This is a genomic window from Pseudoalteromonas sp. CST2, assembly GCF_028599385.1.
Lineage (GTDB): Bacteria > Pseudomonadota > Gammaproteobacteria > Enterobacterales > Alteromonadaceae > Pseudoalteromonas > Pseudoalteromonas atlantica.
The window spans coordinates 1-255 of sequence record NZ_JAQREO010000046.1; the positions used below are offsets into that span (position 1 = coordinate 1).

Below are 255 nucleotides of genomic sequence, written 5' to 3' on the forward strand. Positions count from 1 at the left end.
GTGGGTTCGGTCCTCCAGTTGATGTTACTCAACCTTCAACCTGCCCATGGCTAGATCACCGGGTTTCGGGTCTATACCTTGCAACTATTCGCCCAGTTAAGACTCGGTTTCCCTACGGCTACCCTAATCGGTTAACCTCGCTACAAAATATAAGTCGCTGACCCATTATACAAAAGGTACGCAGTCACCTAACAAGTAGGCTCCTACTGCTTGTACGTACACGGTTTCAGGTTCTATTTCACTCCCCTCACAGGG

General features: G+C 49.0%; 1 rRNA gene. It reads right to left on the bottom strand.

The annotated features are described in order from the left end of the window. Positions 1-255: ribosomal RNA gene (locus PSH41_RS20070) — 23S ribosomal RNA — on the bottom strand; the annotation flags it as partial.